This is a genomic window from Helicobacter pylori (assembly GCA_008032935.1).
In the GTDB taxonomy this organism is placed as follows: domain Bacteria; phylum Campylobacterota; class Campylobacteria; order Campylobacterales; family Helicobacteraceae; genus Helicobacter; species Helicobacter pylori_CX.
Genome location: CP032039.1, coordinates 688,135 through 711,832, shown reverse-complemented (window position 1 = coordinate 711,832; position 23,698 = coordinate 688,135). Strand labels below are relative to the sequence as shown.

Below are 23,698 nucleotides of genomic sequence, written 5' to 3'. Positions count from 1 at the left end.
TAATTTTTATTTTAGGGCTTCTACGCCAGCATTGATTTCTACTAGCTCGGTCGTAATCGCCTCTTGTCTGGCTTTATTATAAGAAATGGTTAAAGTTTTAACCAAATCTTTAGCGTTATTCGTCGCTGTATCCATAGCCTGCATTCTAGCGCTATGCTCTGCGGCTAAAGAATCAATCAAAGCATAGTATAAATTATACTCCACATATTTTTCTGCCAAAGAGTCTAAAATTTCATCTTCACTCCCGCTTGGCTCGCTAGTAATAGTCTCTTGCGTCTCATTAGGCTGAGGGTTTTGGTGGATGATTTTATACCCAATAGGCAAAATTGTTTTGACTCTTATTTCTTGGCTGATCATGTTTTTAAAGCCATTATGAATGATAATCACCTTATCGGTTTTCCCACTCAAATAATCCTCTACCACTTTTTTCATGAATTCCTGCGCGCGTTCATAATTAGGCATAGAACTCAAATTATTGATCTTGTCTAAAACCTCTATCCCATTAAAACTAAAATACTCATTACCCTTTTTACCAATACCGCGCAAACGCACTTTAATGTCTTTTTCTTTGTATTCATTCGTGCATGCTAAAACTTTTTTAATGGTATTGGTGTTAAAGCCCCCACAAAGCCCCTTATCGGCTGTGATAAAAATAATATCCACTTTTTTGATTTCAAGTCTTTCTAGTTCCCTAAAATACTTGCTTTGAATGTCTTCAATCCCTTGATTTTTCATCTTGGATAGCACATCATCAAACACAGCGTCTAGTTTTAGTGCATACGCTCTGGAATTTCTTGCAACTTCTTCGGCTTTTCTTAGCTTGGAAGTGGAAACGAGTTTCATCGCATGCGTGATTTTTTGCGTGTTTTTAACGCTTCCAATTTTCTTTCTAATATCTCTTAAATTCGCCATATTCTAGCCGTCTCCTACTCGCTATAAGTGAGCTTAAATTCCTCTAAGACTTTTCTTAGCATGGCTTCTAAATCCTTATCTAGCGCTTTTTTAGTGTGGATTTCTTCTAAAACTTGGGGGTATTTTGCTTCCAAGAAAGGGTGCAGTTGCTCTTCAAAATCCACGACTTTTTTCACGCTCACGCTGTCTAAAAAGCCCTTAGCCCCAGCATAAATAATGACCACTTGCTTTTCAATAGGCAAGGGCGAATAAGGGGCTTGTTTCAACACTTCTACCATGCGTTGCCCCCTTTCTAATTGTTTTTTACTCGCTTCATCTAAATCAGAAGCGAATTGCGTGAAGGCTTGCAACTCTCTGTATTGCGCTAAATCCAGGCGCAAAGTCCCTGAAACCTGCTTGGTCGCTTTGATTTGAGCGGCCCCTCCAACCCTTGAAACCGATAAGCCCACATTGATAGCCGGGCGGATCCCTGAATAAAACAAATCCGTTTCTAAGAAAATTTGCCCGTCTGTAATAGAAATGATATTCGTAGGGATATAAGCTGAAACATCGCCCGCTTGAGTTTCCACAATAGGGAGTGCGGTCAAAGAGCCGGCACCCTTTTCATCGCAAAGTTTAGCCGCTCTTTCTAAAAGCCGTGAGTGGATATAAAACACATCTCCAGGAAAAGCCTCCCTACCTGGGGGTCTTCTCAAAATCAAAGAAATCTCTCTGTAAGCGACAGCATGCTTACTCAAATCATCATAAACGATTAAGGCATGGCGGGCATGATCTCTAAAGTATTCCCCCATAGCCACACCTGAATAAGGGGCTAAATATTGCATCGCAGCTGAATCTGAAGCCGAAGCGTTGATCACGACGCTGTATTCCATCGCCCCATATTCTTCTAATTTGCGGACCACTTGCGCGACAGTGGATTCTTTTTGCCCAATAGCCACATAGATACAGATCACATTTTGCCCTTTTTGGTTAATGATCGCATCGATCGCTACGGTGGTTTTACCGGTTTGTTTATCCCCAATAATCAATTCCCTTTGCCCGCGCCCAATAGGCACCAACGCATCAATGGCTTTAATGCCTGTTTGCAAAGGCTCATGCACCGATTTCCTGTCCATAATGCCCGGGGCTTTTTGCTCGATGAGACTGAACTCATTCGTTTCTATCTCGCCCTTGCCATCAATAGGCTCACCCAAAGCGTTTAGCACACGCCCTACAACCGCATCGCCAACAGGAACTTTCATCAAACTCTTCGTGCGTTTAACGCTAGTCCCCTCTTTAATATTGTTGCCAAAACCAAACACAATCACGCCAACGCTATCTTCTTCTAAGTTAGCCGCAACGCCTTTATCCCCTGTTTCAAACTCCAGCACTTCATACGACATCACACCATTTAAGCCATAAACCTTAGCCACACCATCAGCGTATGAAACGACTTTTCCTACTTGAGCCATATCGCAATCAAGTTCAAAATTCTTGATTTTTTCTTCAATAACCGAGCTGATTTCTTCCAATTTTAGTTGGGACATTATCTTTATCTCCTTAGATTGATTAAATAGATTGAATAACCTGTTTTTCTATTTTCTTTAAAATCTCTTCTTTAGAAAAGCCTATTTCTAAATCTAGGCTTGAAACGCTCAAAGAAACCCCTTTTTTAGACCAAGTGTCTTGAGCGATTTCTACAGGGGCGTTAAAACGCGCTTGCAATTTTTGTTGCACGGCTTCTAGTTCATTATTTTCAAGCTTTTCTGGGACTAAAAGTGTGGCTTCTAAAGTCCTTTTAGAATCAAAAGACAGCTCTTCAGCGACTAATTCCAACATGTCAAGCCGGTTATTTTTTAACACCACTTCCATTACAGGCTTTAAAACTGAACATGCTTTTATAGAAGTTATTTTTTCTAAGATTTCAAATACAACCTCTTTTTTAACTTTTAAAGAAACATGAGCTAACACCTGGTTGAGTTTGTGTAATTTTATGGCTTCTGCTACATTTTTAAGCCCTACAACGATTTCTTCCAATAACGCTAGATCGCTTTTAGTGTGGTTTTTCAACGCCTTAGCATAATGCTTAGAGATCACTTTTAAATCTTGCATTTAAAGCCTTTGTTTCAAAATATTCACGCAATCTTGCGCATTGAAAGAGACTTTTTTGCTCTCTCTTAGATCTTTAAAAACGCTTTCAACCAGCTCTCTTTTGATCTTTTTAACTTCTAAATCCATCAACGCCTTAGAATTTTTGATCAAATTTTCCACATCCATTTTGGTTTGCAATTCGTATTTTTGCGTGATCGTGTAAGCTTCTTTATTCGCATCAGAAATAATTAATTCAGCTTTTTCTTTGGCTTGCTCTAATTCTTTAAGGAGTTTTTTCTTATTTTCTTTACTCACTTTAAGTTGGGCTTGAATTTCTTCTAAGCGTTTGGAGATTTCAAGGCTTTTGGAGCGTAAAAATGAACGCAGTTTTTTAGCCAAAAAATACCACAAAATCCCTGCAAATAAAAGGAAATTTAAAGAACGCTCTATAATATCTGTTTGTGAAATATCCAATCCAGTAGCGCACAAAGGGCTTAAAAGGATCAAAAACCCTAACACCATTTTAACTACAAACATTCATCAACTCCCTAAACCCATAGCCACACGCTTGTTTAACTCGTCTTCAAATACCGGCATTTGCGCTTGCAACTGCTCTTTTAGCGCTTGCTTTTCATTTTGTAATTGCTTTGCAAACGCTTCAAACTCTTGATTGAGTTCGTTCTCTTTTTGCTTGATCACAGCGTCATAAGACTCTGTGGCTTTTTGAATCGCTTCTGCTATTATTTCTCTGCGTTTTTCAGCCGCTTCCTTAAGAAGAGTCTCAATTTGATGACCAATCTCCACGCTTTGGGTGTTATCCGTTTTGATTTTAGCCAAGCTATCCTTTATCTCTGCCTGTCTGTTATCCATAAAAGCCAACAAAGGCCTATACACCCAAACATTCATCGCCCACAACAATAACACAAACACCACAAAAACGACCGCCATTAAATAGGGGTTAACCGATATATTCATAACCTATTTCTTTCCTAAAATCCTACAAAATATTTGAAACTCGCATTTGTTATAAAAACATTAACTCTATCTTAACAAAAAATCGCTTAAAATTTGAGGATATTCAAGCGTTAAGACATCATTTTTTTCATAAAAGCCTCTAAAAGAGAATTTTCATAACATCGTAAAACGATTTTATTCCCTTTCAAAGTGGCTTTAAGCTTGTAATGATCCCACAAACTTTGATTAAAGCGTTCTAATTCATCTTCAGCGATGAGCGTTTGGGTTTGCTTAAAACCATGTTTTTTATTGTCAAAATTTGCGTTTATTTTAAAATCACGCGTTAAATCTTCTGTCTGGCGCACGCTGAGTTTCTGCCCTATGATGGAATTTAAAATCAATTCTTGTTTTTCTTCATCCAAACCCACCAAGACTTTTGCATGCCCTGAAGTGATTTTTTCTTCTAAAAGAGCGTTTTGAACCTTAGAAGAGAGCGTCAATAAACGCATGATATTAGCCACATGGGCTCGGGATTTTTTAACGATTTTAGACAGCTCTTCTTGGGTCATTTGATAGCTTTCAAGCAATTCTTTATAAGATCTAGCCAACTCTAAAGGGTTTAAATCTTCTCGTTGGATATTTTCAATCAACGCCACTTCACGCATTTTCTCTTGCTCAATATCCACAACAATCGCCTTAATCGTAGGCATTTTAGCTAATTTGCTCGCTCTTAAGCGCCTTTCACCAGCGATCAAATGGTAACGCCCGTTCTCACTCACCACTAAAACCGGTTGCAACAAACCATGTTCTTTAATGGATTGTGCTAATTCTTCTAAAGAATCTTCGCTAAAGATTTTTCTGGGCTGGTAAGGATTAGGCATCACCTCATCAATACCAAGCTCCACAACCCGATTCGCTCTTTCATACAGCCCCTGCTCATACACTTCATTGATTTCAGGGAAAATATCCGCTAAACCCCTACCCAACACTTTATTTTTTGCCATCACTACCCCTGAAGAATGCTTTGAGCTAATTTTTGATAAGCGATACTGCCATTAGATTTAATATCATAGAGCAAGACGGGCTTACCAAAACTAGGCGATTCCGCTAGTTTCACGCTTTTAGGGATCATAATATACTCTCCTGTAGCTGAATCTCTAAAAAACTCTGAGTCAAAATACTTGAACAATTCCGCTAAAACCCCTTTTGTCAAATTGAGCTGAGGGACATGCATTGTGGGTAAAAAACCTCTGATTTTGAGCTTAGGGTTTGTGCTTTTTTGCAGCATTCTAATGGTGTTAAGCAATAATTTAGTGCCTTCAAGGGCAAAGAACTCGCATTGGATAGGAATGATCACCGAATGGGCTGCTGAAAGCGAATTGATCGTGAGAGGCCCTAGAGCTGGCGGGGAATCAATAATAATATAATCATAAAGCCCCACCACGCTCTCTAAGGCGTTTTTGAGCATGAGCTCGCCTCGTTTATTCTCATCTTGGCTGTCATAAAAGGTTTTTTCAAACCCAGCCAAACCCAAATTAGAAGGCACTAGATCCAAAAAAGGCATTTGGGTTTTTAAGATCACTTGAGAAATTTGCTTACGGCCAATCAGCACATGATAAATATCATAATCAATTTTATCGCGCCTAAAACCCAAGCTTGAAGTGGCGTTGGCTTGAGGGTCAAAATCAATCAACAAGATTTTTTTTTCATGCACCGCTAAAGAAGCCGCTAAATTAACCGCTGTTGTCGTTTTGCCCACACCCCCTTTTTGATTAGCCACTGCAATGATTTCATTCATCATACTCATATCCTACTATATATCTTATCTTTAATCAAAATGCGGCCGTCTTCTAACAATTCCGCATCTTTCAAACTCACCGCTTCATTGCAATCATTATGGAAGCTAAAAGAGTTGCTTCTATGAAATTCTAACGCATACTTACTTAAAACTTCCCCCCAAAAAAGATTTTCTTCTATTTTTTTTAAAAAGCCCTCTATAATCAAATCATCGCTCGCGCCAATATCTAAACATGCCCATTTTGTTGAAACCCTATTCACGCCAATCCCACACACCCGCATGCCTTTATAAATATTAACCAGCACGCCCCCTATTTTTTGACCCCCCAAATACAAATCGTTAGGCCATTTAAGCCATGTTTGAGAGCCTAATTCTTTTAAAACTTCTTTGAATAAAAACCCTAAATACAAAGCGTTCGCTTGCATGGGTAAATCGTTAGGCAAATCGCTTGCGTTTAAAGCGATCGAAAAAGTCAAAGCGCTTTTTGCGCCCTCCCAAATATTCCCCCTACTGCCTATCCCAGCGCTTTGGTTTTTAGCCAAGATCAAAATAGGGGCTTTGAGTTCGTTATTTTTGAGTTTTTCTAAAAGATAGATTTGCGTGGAAGGCAGGCTATCAAAAACTCTTTTTTCACATTTTCTCATGCCAAAATACCGCCTATTTTCAAACGCTTGCCATTCAAATAATCCTTCGCTTTCAAGGGCTTTTTACCCACCGCTTGCAACCTTGCTATACGCACGCTACCCTTCAAGCAACCCACAAGAACGCCTTTTTCATCAATTTCTAAAATCTCGCCTTCCTTGTGGCTCTTTTCATTCTCCACCAACCCCACTTCTAAAAGTTTAAGGTTATTTTCTAAAAAGATTTCTGGCCAAGATTTAAACGCAAGCGATTTTAAAAACAAGCTTTTAGCGTCTTTAAAACCCACTAAACCATCAGCCTTGGTGATTTTTTTACAAAAACTAGCTTGCGTGTGATCTTGAGGCTTTCTTGTGATGGAAGAGAAATTTTTGAGCGTTGAAAGAAGTAAATCCGCTCCCATATGCACTAATTTTAAACTTAAAGCGTCTAAATTCAAATAATCTTCTCTTAAAAAAGAAGCGCTTTCTAAAATATCCCCGCTATCCAACTCCACATCCATAAGCATGGTGCTTATGCCATAGATCTTATCGTCATTGAGTATCATCTCATGAATGGGCGAAGCCCCCCTGTATTTAGGCAATAACGACGCATGCACATTAATGCAAGGAGCGATGGCTAAAACCTCTTTAGGCAAAATCTTACCATAAGCCACCACCACGATAAAATCAGGCTTTAAATCCTTTAAAATTTGAACTTCAGGCTCTTTCAAACTTTGCGGTTGGAAAATGGGGATATTTAAATGATTTTCTAAAATGTATGTTTTAGTCTCTGGGGCTTTCAATTCTTTTTTGCGCCCAAAAGGTTTGTCCATTTGAGTGAATAGCCCCACCACTTCTATGTCTTTATCTCCAACTAACGCCCTTAAGATCACTTCAGCAAACCCCGGCGTTCCCATAAATACGATGCGCATGTTATTCCTTGTTTTTAATTCAATTACTTTATTCTCATCATCATTTTATAATGAGCTTCATGACCGGTTTCTTTAAATATTTTTTCAAAAACTTTTAAATATGTTTCAATACTTGTATCTTGACTTTGCGCAAACAAATCATCTGAAATCCCATGAGAGCCATCATTAAACCATGAAATGAAAGAATTGCACACTCGTTTTTCTTCAATATTTTTAAAACATTCACTCAAGCTATCATTATGTTTAAAACCGCCTAAAATCCTAAAGTAATACTCAATAATTCTTCGCATAACATTTTGTAAAGATACCCAAGAAACATTATTTTCTTTTGCTTGTTTTACTTCCTGCCATAGTAATTCATAGGAATTTTTAACAGGGTTTTCTTCAAATTTTTCAATTTTTGAAACATTGTTATCCTTTCTAATTATCCAAAAAGAATATTTCCCTTTATAGTATTTTAAATCATCTTTTAATGTAATTTCCTTGTAAAAATATGTGTTGTGGGTTAGTATAATAACTTGCTTGGTGTTTGTTTTTTCTTCCATGGTTTCTTTCATAAGATCCTTAACTAAAACACTCACTATAAACAATATGTTGCTATCCAAACTTGAAATAGGATCATCAATCACTAAAACCTTATTCTTTGATATATCGTTCTCTTTTAAAGAGCCTTTTGTTAAATGATAATAATATAAGAAAGTGATGAAAGTAACTTCACCTTCGCTTAGTGTTTCTCCTACTAATTGGCCATCTTCTCTTTGAATACGATAAAATTTTTCATCTTCAGTGCATGCCAAACTAAAATTCGTGAATCCATACCCTTTTAAAAGCGTATTGATTTCATTGACAATGGGCTTTATGCTTACCATGTTTTTTTCTAATTCCTTAATTTCATTTTCTAATTTCTTTACCTTTTCTTGATTTTCACTAATTTCTTTCTCTAAATTGTTTATTCCTTTCTCCAAACCGCAATACTTTTTATTATATTCTTGTATATCACTTTTAAATTCATTGACTAGAAATTTCCAAGTTTGTTCCACGCAATTCTTTTTCTGGTTTTTAGTGTCTTTTATTATCTCATTATGATTGGCTATTTGCTGGTTAGCCGTGTCAATTAGATCTCTAATTTCTTTTATCTCATTTTTGGTGCTTTCTAGCTTAAAACTTCTGCTCATTTCTTTACCTTTATCAAACATCTTTTGCTGATTCGCATTGATTTTACTTCTCAAGGTTTCAATAATTCTTTTCAAATTTTCTGTGTTTAATTTATTCCACTCTGTTTTAATAATTTCATTAAGTCGCTCCAGCACTTTAGCGGTTTTGTTTGTGTAGTCTTCTTTCATTTTTTTGGTTGTGTCAGTAGATTCTTGATAACTTGTATCAAAATAAGATTCTAGTTGTTTTTTAAATTCTTCAGTAATGGTTTCTTTTTGACAGAAAGGGCATATACTATTATCTTTTACATATTTTCTACCTTGAGCTACCCAATCCTCATTGCTTAATTTTTTATTAAATCTGCAATGGCTACACCACCACTCCCTACAATTTTTTGTTCCCAAATATAATGATTTTCAATAGAATCAAAATCTGTTAAATTGCATTCCAATAGTGCCAATTCTGTTTGGTTTTCACCAAAAACAATCTCAATTTTTTCCTTTAATTTTTCTAACCCTACTATTTCGCTTTGATTGCGTTTATCGTTTTCAAATTCCTTAAGGATTTTTTCTTTAAACTTCTCTTTACGCTTAAAACCTTCTAGCGTTTCTTTAAAATCCTCTTCAAATTTTTTATAAAGTTTTTTCCAACAACTATCAGTAAAATCCTTTTCTTCCTTTTCCTTTTCTAGTGTTAATTTTTGCAAGCTTCCTTCATTCTTTATCTTCTTTTTCTTCTCTTCATTTATTGATTCTTTCTTGCTTTCAATTTTTTCTAAATTCTCGTTTGTTTTTTTACCGAGCGTAAAAATGCCTTTAACTTGAGAGTTTCTAAATTGCTCTTCTTTAAATTGCTTGTTATAAACTTCAATCTTTAAACTCTCATTGTTATACCATGCTATTTTGCTATTAGCAAACTTGTCTTCAATCCCATTTTCAGCTAGATTTTTTAAAAAACTAGAAGTGGTTGTCTTACCGCTCCCATTAGCCCCATAAATAAAGTTAATAGACTTTAAATTTTCAAAACTCGCCCCATTTTCATCAAAAGTTGCCACCTTTTTTAATGAGATTTGAGAAATCCCATTGCTTATATTCTGCTGCTGTTTGTCTTTATTGTCCTTACTATTCACGCTCACTCCTACTTCACAATATTACCTCAAAGCATACCACAAAAACTAATCCTCTAATTCCCCCTCATCATACCCAAGCTCTAGCGCCTTCACTTGCCCTATCGCATTACCCGCAATGCCCTTAATAGAGCCATACATGTTAATCGTGCCCTCAAACACTTTTTCCATTTGTTTTTCCCTGCTTTTCCAAATCTTATTCATCGCGCGTTTTTCGCTTTCTAAATCCGCTCTCAATTGCTCAAACCCCTCTATAATCGCATTCACTTGCATAGAAAATTCAGAGCTTGTCAAATAATGATAGAGCAAATCCACTTTATCGCCCTTATTTTCCTGACTTTTTTTAGCCAAACTCACTTGAATAACCCCCTCTCTTAGCACCGCGCTCAACCCCTTAAACTCTTCAAACGAACACACCCACACCCCTTCAAATAACCCCATCCTCTCCATCTCTTTAGGCAGCGCTTCACTCACAATGACCCCCACATCAGCCCCAATCTCTCGCATGTCGCTTTTAAGCTTTTCAACCCAAGCTTTTTGGAATTCTTTAGTGCGTTTGCTCTCATAATAAATTTTCCCGCAATTTTGAAATTCCCTAGTGTGCACCACTTGAATGCAATCGCCCCCTCTTTGCCCTTTTTTGATTTCTTCAACACTATCTAAGGGGAATTTTTGCTTCAAAAACTCTTCAATCGCTAATTCCTGCACCTCGCCCTGGAATTGCTGCGAGCTTAACTCCGCCTTTCTTTGAGCGTTTTTCAACTCGTTTCTTAACATTTCTAATTGCTCTTCTTGCTGCTTGAATTTCAATTCATTTTTTTCATGCAAGGCTTTTTCTATTTTTTCTCTCTCCAAATCCAATTTTTCATTCAATTTTTTTTCATTTTCCGCTTTCAATCGGCTCTCTGCTTCGTTATTTTCTCTTTTTAGCCTTTCAATTTCCGCTTCTTTTTGGTGCAATTCCTGAACTTGTTTGGACTTCTCATCCAATTCTTTTTGCAATAATTCCAAGCCTTTTTGCTGCTCTAAAAAAGCGTTTTTTCTGGCTTCTTCAATGATCTTAGCCTTTTCATCTTGCAAAGCTAAAGCGCTCGCTTGTTTGACCGCCTCATCAAATTTGGCCTTTTGCTCTTTCTCTCGCTCTTTTAGGGCCTCTTCTTTTTGCTCTAAATTTTTGAAATAGCTTAGATACTGCGCTCTTTTTTCATTCACTTCTTTTTCAAACTCTTTCTGTTGGGCTAAAAACTTATTTTGATTTTCTAGCTCAATCTGTTTGTATAGCGCTTCATTCACATTAATTGGCTCTTGACACTTGGGGCATATAAAAGGACGGGTTTGATTTTCTTGCATGATTTTCCTTTAAGATTTGATTTTTTATATTTTATAATAGAATGAGATCAATTTAACTTAAGCATGTTTTATCCAATAAGTTCAGTAAAATAGGGCTTTAAACAAGGTAAAAAATACCCTTCGCATAAAAACTACATTATAAGTGAAGAAAATGAAGCAATTGAGGTAATGATTGATCAGTTGCAAGTTGTCCCAAAGGTGCAAGTTTTAGAGAACAATACAATGGGAAGAAGTCTTGCATTGGCATTACAAAAGGCCTCTATCCCTAGACCCGCATCGGCGCATAGAGCACCGCTCATCAATCATTTTTTAGAATAAGTTATTTTACAAAGCCAATCTGATGAAAACAAAAGTATAAAACCAATTGCTTTTGGAAGTCTTATCAAACTCAACCCACATAATGAAAATCCCCTATTAAAACCCTACAGCGTATTTATTACGCTTTCTTGCACTCAATTCCATTATTCGGGCATGCGCCTAGTTGCCCCCTATGAAAACGATTCTATTATTTTTGAGTTATTGCATTGATTTTCAGGCACGCAATTTTGAACGCCAACAACTTGTTCAATTAGATCCGAAAGAAATTAAAACCCAAATCCTTGAGCGTTTAAAACTCTAAAATACAGGGCGTTAAAAAATCAAAAATAACCCCCACCCCCTTATGAATTTCACTATAAAATAAAACTTAAAACTATAAAAATAAGACTTTAAACACCAATACTTGATAAGAACAGAATTTTCAAATCCAAACGCATTCATAATCAGCTCAGACCCACCAAAAACACCAAAAGCAAAAATCAAACATTAAGAAATAAGAAACAACAAAAACAACAAGTAAAAAACCATAAGCAGTAAAAAAACAAACGATTAAGACATAAAAATTAAAACGCAATAAGTAAGAAATAACAAACAACAAGCAAACTAAACACATTAAACATTAAATATAAAGACACTAACAACTAAAAATATAAGCATTAAGAAATAACAAACAATAAGCAAACAAATATTAAAAACAATCAAGAAGTAAAAAAGAAAGAATAAGCTCAATCTTTCAAAACTAAGCAAAAGAAGTTCTTTTGTCAGGTAATACTCTTGGCTTTTAACAAGCGAATGTTAAAAGCTTTTCTCTAGAAAGGAGGTGATCCAACCGCAGGTTCACCTACGGTTACCTTGTTACGACTTCACCCCAGTCGCTGTGTGTGCCGTGGGCAGTAGCTAATTTAGCATCCTGACTTAAGGCAAACACAACTCCCATGGTGTGACGGGCGGTGAGTACAAGACCCGGGAACGTATTCACCGCAACATGGCTGATTTGCGATTACTAGCGATTCCAGCTTCATGCAGGCGAGTTGCAGCCTACAATCCGAACTGAGAGGTGTTTTGAAGATTGGCTCCACTTCGCAGTATTGCTTCTCTTTGTGCACCCCATTGTAGCACGTGTGTAGCCCTAGGCGTAAGGGCCATGATGACTTGACGTCGTCCCCACCTTCCTCCTCCTTACGGAGGCAGTATCCTTAGAGTTCTCAGCATAACCTGTTAGCAACTAAGAAAGGGGGTTGCGCTCGTTGCGGGACTTAACCCAACATCTCACGACACGAGCTGACGACAGCCGTGCAGCACCTGTTTTCAAGGTCTAGCAAGCCAGACACTCCACTATTTCTAGCGGATTCTCTCAATGTCAAGCCTAGGTAAGGTTCTTCGTGTATCTTCGAATTAAACCACATGCTCCACCGCTTGTGCGGGTCCCCGTCTATTCCTTTGAGTTTTAATCTTGCGACCGTACTCCCCAGGCGGGATGCTTAATGCGTTAGCTGCATTACTGGAGAGACTAAGCCCTCCAACAACTAGCATCCATCGTTTAGGGCGTGGACTACCAGGGTATCTAATCCTGTTTGCTCCCCACGCTTTCGCGCAATCAGCGTCAGTAATGTTCCAGCAGGTCGCCTTCGCAATGAGTATTCCTCTTGATCTCTACGGATTTTACCCCTACACCAAGAATTCCACCTACCTCTCCCACACTCTAGAATAGTAGTTTCAAATGCAGTTCTATGGTTAAGCCATAGGATTTCACACCTGACTGACTATCCCGCCTACGCGCTCTTTACGCCCAGTGATTCCGAGTAACGCTTGCACCCTCCGTATTACCGCGGCTGCTGGCACGGAGTTAGCCGGTGCTTATTCGTTAGATACCGTCATTATCTTCTCTAACAAAAGGAGTTTACAATCCTAAAACCTTCATCCTCCACGCGGCGTTGCTGCTTCAGGGTTTCCCCCATTGAGCAATATTCCCTACTGCTGCCTCCCGTAGGAGTCTGGACCGTGTCTCAGTTCCAGTGTGTCCGTTCACCCTCTCAGGCCGGATACCCGTCATAGCCTTGGTAAGCCATTACCTTACCAACAAGCTGATAGGACATAGGCTGATCTCTTAGCGATAAATCTTTCCCCCGTAGGGAGTATCTGGTATTAATCATCGTTTCCAATGGCTATCCCAAACTAAGAGGCACATAACCTATGCGTTACTCACCCGTGCGCCACTAATCAGCCTTCTAGCAAGCTAGAAAGCTTCATCGTTCGACTTGCATGTATTAGGCACGCCGCCAGCGTTCACTCTGAGCCAGGATCAAACTCTCCATAAAAGTGTTTGTCCTAAAGCTCTTTTGTTTTTTGATAGGCTGTTATCATTTTCTAATAACAGCTTTAGCGTATCACAAGAACTCGTTTTAGACTTTATTGAATAAAACGGGTTGTGTTCTTAAGTATTACAACAACAAAACAGAAAGAAACTTTTTAAAAAGGTTTAGCTAAACGCTAACCTAAAAATACTCTCATGCCATTCAACCATCAATTATATACGCAATCATATACGATAATACAATCAATGGTATTGACCAGCACTCGTTGGGTAAGAATTTCTTATACAAGAATGGAAGTTATTCAAACTCTCACTCTTTCAAATAAGTTATCCTTAAATAGTATTAGAATATCCCTTTAAAAAGAACTTCTATCAATTTGCTTAGTTTTCAAAGATCGTTTGCTTTTAATCAGCTATCCTTGTAAGGTATCAAGCGGCTTTTTAAAAGCCCTTGCTGAAACAAGGAAATGAAAGTATAGTCATAGAAAGCTTAAGGTTTGCTTAAACTATAAAAATTTTTGACAAAGTAAGTTAAAATTTTAAAACGATCGGATTTTGAAAAATCTCAATACCACCAACCACCGCCAAAAACACGCACACATTCCCCATAAAACCACTACTATAAGCGCTAATTTATCTCCGTTTTCAAAAATCACTCCATAGTAGAGCAAAAAAATGAAATCATGGATTAGAAAAATCCGCTTAAGCTAACCCTTTTAAAATGGGTGCTTTTTTGTCCCCTTGGTGGGGGATCGTGTTAGTTCTTCTTAAAGAGTTGGTCTTTAAATGGGTTGTTAAAAGGCTCGTTGGGGGAAAAGTTCTTTTTCTTGGGGGTGTACTGATTTTTTGGCAAGTTATCTACAATTTCAGCGACACTGCGTTCTCTCACATTGCAAGACTTCTTCAAGTCTGAAGGGACAGAATTGGGGCTTTCTTGAATGTTGGCGATGAAGACTTCAAAGCCTTTCTCCCAAGCGGCTTCTAACACAGGCACAAAATCGGTATCCCTGCTGAACAGCAAAATACACCCTCCTTGTTTGGTGCAATACAGCTTGGTAATATCGTGCACCAACAGCGCATCAATTTGTTTTTGACGCAACTTTAACTGCGGTATGGGAATTTTGGCTTCTAGATCATAGACTTCTTTGTCTTCAGACTCATTTGTGAATTTGAACATTACCCGACCGACTCGTAATTTCACTTGATTTTGTTAGGCGATCGCATGGTTGAAAGATTGGATAATCCCTGATTTATTCACTCTTTCCTCATAATCTTTAGGATTCTTCTCTTTATACTCCTCAAGTTCTTCGTTTTTATTGCCCTTGATTCTAGGTTCAACTTCTGTGAAAGGCTCAGATACATAAAAATAGATCCGCTTCAATTCCTCTTCAGGCTCCAAAAACGAACGGATTAGCGCTAAGAGTTGATCGGGATTGTTGAAATTAAAATTAGACTCTTTTAAACGCTCATTCGTTTCTTGGATTGCTTTCAAATCGGCGAGAAGATTTTCCCAATCCACAAAAATCGTGGTTTCAGTTTTTTCCATGGCTTTCTCCCAAAATATGAATTTTGCCATAAGGGTTGAGTATAGCATGGGGATTTAAACATGCCTTGTTTCTTAAAAAAAATAAAAGTTCTGTTAAAGTTCTGTTCTCATCTAATACAGACACTCAAAACCTTAATTAATTTCTTTCATTATAGTAAAACTTTCTTGAGAATATGAGGGGATATTTCGCGCTTTAATGTTCTTTCAAACCCTTTAAATCCCCCTAACTTGATCGCTTTTTCAAGGAGTTATCGTTTAACTTGCGTCAAGCTTTTTGTATTTTGATGGTAAAAAACGCTTTTTAACCTTTTTTAAAATTTGACAACCAACGCCCCATTAAAAAACAGAGCCAAAAATTCAGTTTAACAAACAGCAAGCTAGAAAAGAAGTTATCAAAGCTTTGCCTTGAAAAAAAAACGAACGCTAACGCTAAAAAGAGTTTAGAGTTTTAAAAAAGTCGGTGGTAAAACTAAAAAGGGATTAAAAAACTCTTTTTCAAGCCAATCCAATCCATTTAAAAAGTTTTACGCTAATTTTAAGAGAAGCGGCTAGAAAACGGATTTCAACCCCTAAAGAGCGTTCTACCCATCAGCATGATGGATAAAAGAATCTTAACAGAAATTAATGGCGGACTTCTTTAATCCTTGCTGCCTTACCTCTCCTATCGCGCAAGTAGTAGAGCTTCGCACGACGCACCCTGCCCACACGCAACACCTCAACGCTCGCCAAACTTTCGCTATAGAAAGGGAAAATTTTCTCCACGCCGATATTGTTAGCCCCTATTTTACGCACGCAAAAAGTCTTATCCACGCCATTGCCTCTAATCGCAATGCACACGCCTTCAAAATACTGAGTTCGTGTTTTTTCGCCTTCTTTAATGGTGATACCAAGCTTCAAAGTATCGCCGGCTTTAAATGCTGGCATGGTCTTGTCTTTTAATTGAGCGTCTTCAAACTGCTGAATGTAGCGGTTTTTCATGTGTTTTCCTTAATGTCAATTTCATGATTTGTGCTGTTTGAATAAATCAAGGCGGTAGAATTTCGTCCTTAATTTTGACAAATCAAGTTTTAGTTGCTCAATTTTAGCATGATTTCCTTTAGAATATTCTAAAGGTGCAGGGATTTTATTGATTTCTTTGGATTTAAAAACAGCGTTAGCGAAATTAGGGGCTTCCAAATAATGGTTTTCAAAGCTCTCATTTTCTAAAGATCGGGCGTTACCCAAAACCCCTTGAATGTGGCGAGCGATACTATCTATCAAGCACAACGCCCCAAGCTCGCCCCCTGTTAAAATAAAATCGCCTATACAAAAAACCTCATCAGCGCTCAATTCAATAGAGCGTTCATCAAATCCCTCATAACGCCCGCACACCAAAACGACATGCTTTTTTTGAGCCAAACGCATCGCATCTGTTTGCTTAAAAGGCTTACCCACCGCGCTTAAAAAAATCGTGTGTTTAGGGTTTTTAACAGAATGGAGCGCGTTTTCTATCATCTCAGGGTCTAAAATTTGCCCTGCACCCCCACCAATGAGCGTGTGATCCGCTTTTTGATATTTATTAGCGCTAAAATCCCTAAGGTTTAACACTTCCAATTCAAAAAGATTTTTTTCTAACGCTCTTTTTAAAATAGAATCTTCAAAATAAGGCCATACGAGTTGCGGGAAAAGGGTTAAAACGCTGAATTTCACTCAACTATTCTCTAAAAGCGTTTTAGCGTTATGGGTGGTTATTTTTTTGTCTTGCAAAAGGATTTCTTGGATATAAAAATCCCTATAAGGGATTAAAAAAATCTTAGCCAAACCTTTTTCAACCAAATTCAGCGTGGTTTCAACCATGAAATAATCTGTTTGAGAAATCCTTTGGATTTCTATGACTTTTCCTAGAATCTCGTTTTCTTCCACCACGCTAAGCCCTACTAAATCGCAATAAAAAAACTCCCCCTCTTTTAAAACACAGAGTTTTTTACTCTCTGCTTCGCTCATAAAAAGCCCTAAATTAGTCAGCTTTTTAGCCTTTTCGGGCGTGTGGATAGTTTCTAAAAATAATAGGTTTTTGGCATGTTCATAAGAATGGATTGTATATTCTTTAAAAGAAGAAGCGCAAGAGAAAGCGTTCAAGGGAGCAACGCTAACCTTAACGCCTTTTTTTAAGCACTCCGGAAAATCGCTCTCTAAATGAAGCTTTAGCCCCCCATTAAGCCCCACGCTTTTACCAATCCTACCCACTAAAAGCATGAAAAAAATTCAAGGCGTTTGATCGCCTAAAGCATGGGGATTTTTATCACCATTTTTATCATTACTCGCAAAAACAACGATTTTATAAGAAAACCCGTCTTTGGCTTTCACACCAGAAACAAACGCCTTAATCGCACTCACCATTTTGCCCTCTTTACCGATCACATGCCCCATGTCTGATGGGTGGGTATAAATAGTGATTTGCTTGACTTTATCTTCTAAAAGCGTGTGTTCTACGCTCAAAGCTTGCGGAAAAGACACAACCTTTTTTAAATATTTTTCTAAAAAAGCCGCTACGCAATACGAATAGTCCTTACATTCAGCTTGAGAAAAAGGCGTGTTCAAAGGATCTGATTCGCGCATTTAGCCTCACAAAACCTTAGGCTTTTTGAGAAAGCTTTTCCACCCTCTCGCTCATTTTAGCCCCCACGCCTTTCCAGTAATCCAAGCGCTCCTTATCAATCTTAATATCTTTAGGCTCGCTTAAAGGGTTGTAATACCCAATGGATTCAATCCAGCCTCCATCCCTTCTTTTCCTAGAATCGGTTACCACCACTCTGTAAAAAGGCTTTTTCTTTCTCCCGATACGAGTGAGTCTAATGACTGTCATTACAAAAATCTCCTAAAATATTCGTATTAAATTTGAGATTATACAACAAAAGCGCCCAAAACATGCTTAAAAGTTAGCGCATTTTAGGGGGCGTTTGATTTTTAGCCTGACTCATTAGATTCATCAAATCGCTAATGCCCTTTTTATTGGTTAAGCGTTTCGCCATTTTGCTCGCTTGATCAAAGCGTTTGATGATGCGATTGATTTCAGACACTTCTAAGCCGCTCCCTAAAGCGATCCTTTTTCTTCGGCTGCCGTTTAAAATCTCGGGGTTTTCTCGCTCTTTTTTGGTCATGGAATTGACCATAGCCTTGATTTTTTTCACTTCTAAAGAGCTTTCTAAATCCGTGTCTTTCAGCGCGTTTGCCATATTCCCTAAACCTGGAATCATAGAGATTAGAGAACTCATAGAGCCTAATTTTTTCACTTTTTCAATCTGGTTTAAAAAGTCATTGAAAGTGAATTGCCCTTTTTTGAGCTTTTTGCTCAAATCTTTGGCTTCATTAGGGTTTAAAACGCTGGCGGTTTTTTCAGCGAGCGAGATAATATCTCCAGCCCCCATCAAACGCCCCACGATTCTTTCAGGCACAAACACATCTAAATCAGGGATTTTTTCCCCGCTCCCAATAAAACGCAAGGGTAAGCCTAATTGGTAAGTGATGCCTAAGGCGATACCCCCTTTAGAATCGCTATCAAATTTGCTTAACACCACCCCGCTCACGCCTATTTCTTCATTAAAGGTGTTCGCACTTTTGACCCCATCTTGCCCGCTCAACGCGTCTGCGACATACAGCACTTCATGGGGGTTTAAGACTTCTTTAACTTCCTTTAATTCTTGCATAAGCTCTTTATCAATGGCTAAACGCCCCGCACTATCCACGAGTAAAACATCAAATTGCGCTTCTTTAGCCCTTTTTAAAGCGTTGTTGGCGATTTCTTTCACGCTTTTATTTTCTTCGTAAAAAACTTCCACGCCCACCTGTTCGCCCAAAACCTTTAATTGCTCCACCGCCGCTAAGCGTTGCAAATCGCATGCGCATAAAAGCACTTTTTTATTTTTGGTTTTTAAATAATGAGCGAGTTTAGCGGTGGTGGTTGTCTTACCGCTCCCTTGCAAACCTGCCATTAAAACCACGGTGGGGGGCGTTTGAGCGAAAGTGAAACCACTGCTCCCTTTAGCGCTTAAAATTTCTAACAAACTCTTTTCTAAAGCGTCTAAAAATTGCTGCTTACCAATGCCACTCGCTTTAGTTTGGCTTTCCACTTTTTTGAGCAATTCTCTAGCCACTTTATGATGCACATCATTTTTCAAGAGCGTTTTTTTCAATTCGTCTAACGCCCGATCTAGCGCTTTTTCATCATCTTGAAAGCGGATTTTATTGAGCGCGTTTTTAAACCCATCACTTAACGCTTGAAACATTTTCTATCCTTTTATTATGGTTGTTCTAACAAATCCAATTCTTGCTTAATTTTACTTTCTTTTTCTAAAAGCGTTTTTAAACCCTCTCTGGCTTTTTCTAGCACGCTTTTAGGCGCGTTTTTGACAAAATTTTCATTGTGCAAATTGAGTTTTAGTTTTTCTTTTTCCAGTTTTTCTAGTTGCTTTTTTAAACGCACAACAAGCGGGCTTAAATCAAGATTTTCTAAATCCGCATAAGTCTGGCAAAATTCCCCCACATCGCTCACGCTTTTTAAAGGCTTATAAGTTATCACGCTGACTTTTTCTAATTTCGCTAATTTTTGGGCGTAAGTTTGCAAACGCTCTGTGTTTTCTATTTTCTCCCTCAATCCCACGCTCGCTTCTTTTAAAACAATCGGTGGGGTTTCTAGCATGATTTTTAAACGCCTTAAAGACACGATGCAATCTTTGATCACTTCAAATTCATGCTCTAGTTTTTCATCTTGTGCGATTTCTTTAGGGTAAGGCATGATCATAATGGAGCATGTATTTTCTAGTTCCGTGTTACTGAGCTTGTGGTATAAAAATTCGCTGATAAAGGGCATGAAAGGGTGCAAGAGTTTTAAAGCCTCTTTTAACACGCTCCCTAACTCGTCTATCGCTCCATTTTCCACTTTAGAAAATTCAATGAACCAATCGCAAAATTCCCCCCACAAAAAGCGGTATAACAAAGTCGTGGCGTCATTAAAACGATAATTGTCTAAAGCGTTACGAACCTCTTTAGTAACAAGATTCAAGCGCGATTTCGCATAACGCCCCAAAGGCGTTTGGTATTCGTCCAAACGCTCCCTGTCTTTGAAAGCTTCTTGTTTGAGCTTCAAATAACTCACCGCATTGAAAATCTTGTTGGCAAAATTCTTGTTATTTTCTAAATGCGTAGTGGAAAGCTTAATGTCCCTACCCGTAGTGCACAAATTGGCTAAAGTGAAACGCAGGCTATCCGCGCCGTATTTTTCTATCATCTCTAAAGGATCGATCACATTGCCTTTAGATTTGCTCATTTTTTCACCCTTTTCGTCCCTAACCAAGGCGTGCAAGTAAATGTCTTTAAAGGGCAATTCGCCTAAAAGCGACTCGCTGCAAAAAAGCATCCTAGCCACCCAAAAAAAGAGGATGTCAAACCCGGTAATGAGCGTGGTGTTAGGGTAGAAATCTTTCAAATCGTTTTCATTAAACAAATCGCTTTTTTCTTGCCCCCACCCCAAAGTAGAGAACGCCCATAGCCCTGAACTAAACCATGTGTCTAGCACATCTTTATCTTGCTCTAATTTTTCGCTCTTACAAGTAGGGCAATTTAAGGGAGCATCTAGGCTCACAAACTGGTGGTTATTCTCGCAAGTAAACACCGGTATTTGATGCCCCCAAAACAATTGCCTGCTGATACACCAAGGGCGTAATTCCCTCATCCAAGCGTTATAATTATTGATCCAATTAGAAGGGTAGAATCGTGCTAAACCTTGTTGGATTTTTTCAATAGAACTTTGAGCGATTTCAGGCTTGACAAACCATTGCTTAGACACATAAGGCTCTACCACATTATGACAACGATAACAATGCCCCACTTGATGCGTGTGCTCTTCTATTTTTTCCAATAAGGCGTTTTCTTTTAATTTTTCTACGACCTTATCTCTAGCTTTTAAACGCTCTAAATTTTCAAACTCCCCGCAATGCGCGTTTAAAATCCCCTTTTCATCAAAGATTTTAATCATTTCCAAATGGTGGCGTTTGCCCACTTCGTAATCGTTAAAATCATGCCCAGGGGTAACTTTCACACACCCTGTGCCAAACTCCATTTCCACATGTTCATCAGCGATAATAGGGATTGTGCGATTGATTAAAGGCAGTATCGCTTTTTGCCCCACCAGATGCTTGTATCTCTCATCGTTAGGATTGACCATAAGCGCACTATCGCCAAACAAAGTTTCAGGGCGCGTGGTAGCCACCACTAAATAATCTTTTTGATTTTCTAAATAATATTTAATATAATACAACGCTCCCTTACGCTCTTCATACTCCACTTCAATATCGCTTAACGCCCCGTCTTTAGTGCACCAATTCACCATGTAATTATCTTGAACGATGAGACCTTGTTCATACCATTTCAAAAACGCCAATTTAACCGCTCTTTGCAAGCCCTTATCCATCGTGAAACGAGTCCTAGAAAAGGCCGCACTCACGCCTAAGTGCTTCATTTGCTCTAAAATCGCTCCCCCACTCTTTTCTTTCCATTCCCACACTTTTTTAATGAACTCTTCACGCCCTAAATCTTCTTTTTTAATCCCTTGACTTAAAAGCTGCTTTTCCACAACATTTTGCGTCGCAATGCCGGCGTGATCAAGCCCGGGCTGATACAAAGTCTTATACCCGTCCATGCGTTTATAGCGCGCTAAAATATCTTGCAAGCTTAAAGTTAAAGCATGCCCTATGTGTAAAATACCGGTCACATTAGGAGGGGGCATCATCAAGCAAAATCGTTTGTTTTTTTCTTGGATTTTTTCATTGCCATCAATTTCAAAATACCCCCTATGAGAGCAAATTTCATAAATCTTTTTTTCTATTTCTTGGGGCTGGTAGGTAGTGGGTTCTTGTTTCATTATCATTATTATCCTAAAATAGAGCGTTCTTTCAAAAATGGTTGGTTTTTGGAACGCCTTTTGCTTTTACGCTTTTAATTGTTGCGTATTTTTTTAAAATTATACAACAAAGCATTTAAATTAAAAAGGATAGTCCAGTGAATTACTTTTTAAAAGCCCCTATTTTAGGATTTGAGCATATCAATGAAGTGCGTTTGGAAAAAATTGATTCCTTATTCAGCCGATTGGTTAGTCAAACGAACTCACCCATGGCGTTGGATATGGTTTTAGTGAATCCTTATTGTTTGCGGGAATACAGCTTTGTGATACCCAAATACATAGAATTACTGCTAGAATTAGATTCTCATTCCAAAGTTGAGGTGTATTGCGTGGTCGTGTTGCAAAAAAATTTAGAAGATTCTATGGTTAATTTCTTAGCCCCTTTAGTGTTTAATTCCAAAAATGGCTTTGGCGCTCAAGTGGCACTTTCTATGATGGATTATCCGGATTTTGGCTTTAGAGATCCTTTAAAAAGCTTTGTGATTCAAGAAAGAGAACGAGCTTAAGGGTTTTAGCATGAAATTCGCTCTTACAGGGGGAGGTACAGGGGGCATCTCTCTATCGCTAAAGCCTTAGCCATAGAATTAGAAAAGCAAGGCATAGAGGCTATTTATTTAGGCTCCACTTATGGGCAAGATAGAGAATGGTTTGAAAATAGCCCCCTATTTAGCGAACGCTATTTTTTCAACACGCAAGGCGTGGTCAATAAGAGCTTTTTTAAAAAAATAAATTCTTTATTCTTGCAAGCTAAAGCCGCTTTTAAAGCTAAAGAAATCTTAAAAAAACACCAGATCACGCACACCATTAGCGTGGGAGGGTTTAGTGCAGGGCCGGCGAGTTTTGCAAGCTTGCTCAATCACATACCCCTTTATATTCATGAGCAAAATGCGGTTAAAGGCTCTCTTAATCGCTACCTTTCCCCTAAAGCTAAGGCGGTGTTTTCAAGCTACGCTTTTAAAGATAAAGGAAATCATGTTTTAACCTCCTATCCCGTGCAAAACGCTTTTTTTGATTCCGCTAGGACTCGCACGGAAATCAAGCATATTTTATTTTTAGGCGGTTCGCAAGGGGCAAAAGCGATCAATGAATTCGCTTTATTAAACGCTCCCAAACTCACCAAACAAGGGATTAAAATCACGCACATTTGCGGCCCCAATTCTTATGAACAAGTGCGTTTTTTTTACCAGGAATTAGGGCTATTGGATAAGGTAGAATTGTTCGCTTTCCACACTAACATCACAGAAGTCATGCACCAAGCGGATTTGTGTGTGAGCCGAGCGGGTGCTAGTAGCGTGTGGGAATTGTGCGCCAATGGCTTACCCACGATTTTTATCCCCTACCCTTTTGCGAGCAATAACCACCAGTATTACAATGTCTTAGAATTTGAAAAAGAAAATTTGTGCTATGTTGCGCCGCAAAATGAATTATTGCCTAAAAAACTCTTTGAAGTGATAAGAAAACTCAACCAAAAAGACGATCAAGGCAACAAAAACCTCACCACTATCAGCGCTAAATTGCAACAAAAAATCGCTAAAGACGGCGCAAAAACCATCATTGAAACGATTTTGAGCGCCTAAAATAGCCCATTTTAATCAACAATTAAGCGACTAACCATTAAACTTAAGCGATAAATAAGATAAAATTTAGGATAGCTCAAATCTTTATA

Annotated in this window: 18 protein-coding genes, 1 rRNA gene and 4 pseudogenes; 3 read left to right on the top strand and 20 right to left on the bottom strand. The window is 38.3% G+C overall.

All coding sequences use genetic code 11. The features are described from left to right. Window positions 1-6 precede the first annotated feature (6 nt). The 13 genes and pseudogenes from D2C78_03635 to D2C78_03575 form a co-directional block, all read right to left on the bottom strand. Window positions 7-912, bottom strand: a complete 906-nt coding sequence (locus tag D2C78_03635; GenBank protein QEF35096.1) for a F0F1 ATP synthase subunit gamma — start codon at window positions 910-912, stop codon at window positions 7-9. Window positions 913-926: 14 nt separating this feature from the next. Further along, entirely contained in the window at window positions 927-2,438 is a 1,512-nt protein-coding gene (gene atpA / locus D2C78_03630; protein QEF35095.1) for a F0F1 ATP synthase subunit alpha, read from the bottom strand. A gap of 22 nt (window positions 2,439-2,460) precedes the next feature. Then, a complete protein-coding gene (locus D2C78_03625; protein QEF35094.1) occupies window positions 2,461-3,003 on the bottom strand; it encodes an ATP F0F1 synthase subunit delta in 543 nt (180 codons plus the stop codon). Further along, window positions 3,004-3,519, bottom strand: a complete 516-nt coding sequence (locus D2C78_03620; GenBank protein QEF35093.1) for an ATP synthase subunit B — start codon at window positions 3,517-3,519, stop codon at window positions 3,004-3,006. 3 nt (window positions 3,520-3,522) lie between these two features. Beyond that, on the bottom strand, window positions 3,523-3,957 hold the full coding sequence (locus tag D2C78_03615; protein QEF35092.1) for an ATP F0F1 synthase subunit B': 435 nt from the start codon (window positions 3,955-3,957) through the stop codon (window positions 3,523-3,525). Between the two features lie 110 nt (window positions 3,958-4,067). After that, window positions 4,068-4,940: a ParB/RepB/Spo0J family partition protein gene (locus D2C78_03610; GenBank protein QEF35091.1), complete on the bottom strand. Its 873-nt coding sequence runs from the start codon at window positions 4,938-4,940 to the stop codon at window positions 4,068-4,070. 2 nt (window positions 4,941-4,942) lie between these two features. Further along, a complete protein-coding gene (locus D2C78_03605; protein ID QEF35090.1) occupies window positions 4,943-5,737 on the bottom strand; it encodes a ParA family protein in 795 nt (264 codons plus the stop codon). A 2-nt stretch (window positions 5,738-5,739) separates the two neighbouring features. After that, the gene (locus D2C78_03600; protein ID QEF35089.1) at window positions 5,740-6,378 is read right to left on the bottom strand and encodes a biotin--[acetyl-CoA-carboxylase] ligase; all 639 of its coding nucleotides are present in this window, start codon (window positions 6,376-6,378) and stop codon (window positions 5,740-5,742) included. Next, window positions 6,375-7,286 carry a methionyl-tRNA formyltransferase gene (locus D2C78_03595; protein ID QEF35088.1) on the bottom strand — a complete coding sequence of 304 codons (912 nt, stop codon included), beginning with the start codon at window positions 7,284-7,286 and terminating at the stop codon, window positions 6,375-6,377. The genes D2C78_03600 and D2C78_03595 overlap by 4 nt, the downstream gene beginning before the upstream one ends. A 23-nt stretch (window positions 7,287-7,309) precedes the next feature. Further along, window positions 7,310-9,576, bottom strand: a pseudogene (locus D2C78_03590) (AAA family ATPase). A gap of 39 nt (window positions 9,577-9,615) precedes the next feature. Beyond that, entirely contained in the window at window positions 9,616-10,917 is a 1,302-nt protein-coding gene (locus tag D2C78_03585; protein ID QEF35087.1) for a DUF2130 domain-containing protein, read from the bottom strand. A gap of 1,126 nt (window positions 10,918-12,043) precedes the next feature. Continuing rightward, window positions 12,044-13,553: ribosomal RNA gene (locus D2C78_03580) — 16S ribosomal RNA — on the bottom strand. A gap of 753 nt (window positions 13,554-14,306) precedes the next feature. After that, window positions 14,307-15,095, bottom strand: a pseudogene (locus D2C78_03575) (NYN domain-containing protein). 318 nt (window positions 15,096-15,413) lie between these two features. On the opposite strand from D2C78_03575, the pseudogene D2C78_03570 reads away from it, so the two are divergent. Then, window positions 15,414-15,647, top strand: a pseudogene (locus D2C78_03570) (hypothetical protein). A gap of 69 nt (window positions 15,648-15,716) precedes the next feature. On the opposite strand, the gene rplS reads toward D2C78_03570, so the two are convergent. From rplS to valS, 7 genes are all read right to left on the bottom strand, one after another. Further along, window positions 15,717-16,073: a 50S ribosomal protein L19 gene (rplS, locus tag D2C78_03565; GenBank protein QEF35086.1), complete on the bottom strand. Its 357-nt coding sequence runs from the start codon at window positions 16,071-16,073 to the stop codon at window positions 15,717-15,719. Between the two features lie 21 nt (window positions 16,074-16,094). After that, a complete protein-coding gene (gene trmD / locus D2C78_03560; GenBank protein ID QEF35085.1) occupies window positions 16,095-16,784 on the bottom strand; it encodes a tRNA (guanosine(37)-N1)-methyltransferase TrmD in 690 nt (229 codons plus the stop codon). Further along, complete coding sequence (gene rimM, locus D2C78_03555; protein ID QEF35084.1) at window positions 16,785-17,339, bottom strand: ribosome maturation factor RimM; 555 nt, start codon at window positions 17,337-17,339, stop codon at window positions 16,785-16,787. Beyond that, entirely contained in the window at window positions 17,340-17,693 is a 354-nt protein-coding gene (locus D2C78_03550) for a KH domain-containing protein (GenBank protein ID QEF35083.1), read from the bottom strand. Window positions 17,694-17,709: 16 nt separating this feature from the next. Continuing rightward, a complete protein-coding gene (locus D2C78_03545; GenBank protein QEF35082.1) occupies window positions 17,710-17,940 on the bottom strand; it encodes a 30S ribosomal protein S16 in 231 nt (76 codons plus the stop codon). 73 nt (window positions 17,941-18,013) lie between these two features. Next, the gene (ffh, locus tag D2C78_03540; GenBank protein QEF35081.1) at window positions 18,014-19,360 is read right to left on the bottom strand and encodes a signal recognition particle protein; all 1,347 of its coding nucleotides are present in this window, start codon (window positions 19,358-19,360) and stop codon (window positions 18,014-18,016) included. 14 nt (window positions 19,361-19,374) lie between these two features. Next, window positions 19,375-21,999 carry a valine--tRNA ligase gene (gene valS / locus D2C78_03535; GenBank protein ID QEF35080.1) on the bottom strand — a complete coding sequence of 875 codons (2,625 nt, stop codon included), beginning with the start codon at window positions 21,997-21,999 and terminating at the stop codon, window positions 19,375-19,377. Between the two features lie 131 nt (window positions 22,000-22,130). On the opposite strand from valS, the gene fliW reads away from it, so the two are divergent. Together fliW and murG are read left to right on the top strand one after the other, a co-directional pair. Further along, window positions 22,131-22,538: a flagellar assembly protein FliW gene (gene fliW / locus D2C78_03530; GenBank protein QEF35079.1), complete on the top strand. Its 408-nt coding sequence runs from the start codon at window positions 22,131-22,133 to the stop codon at window positions 22,536-22,538. A gap of 10 nt (window positions 22,539-22,548) precedes the next feature. Further along, window positions 22,549-23,609 (top strand): annotated as a pseudogene (gene murG, locus D2C78_03525) (undecaprenyldiphospho-muramoylpentapeptide beta-N-acetylglucosaminyltransferase). The last annotated feature ends 89 nt before the right edge of the window (window positions 23,610-23,698 follow it).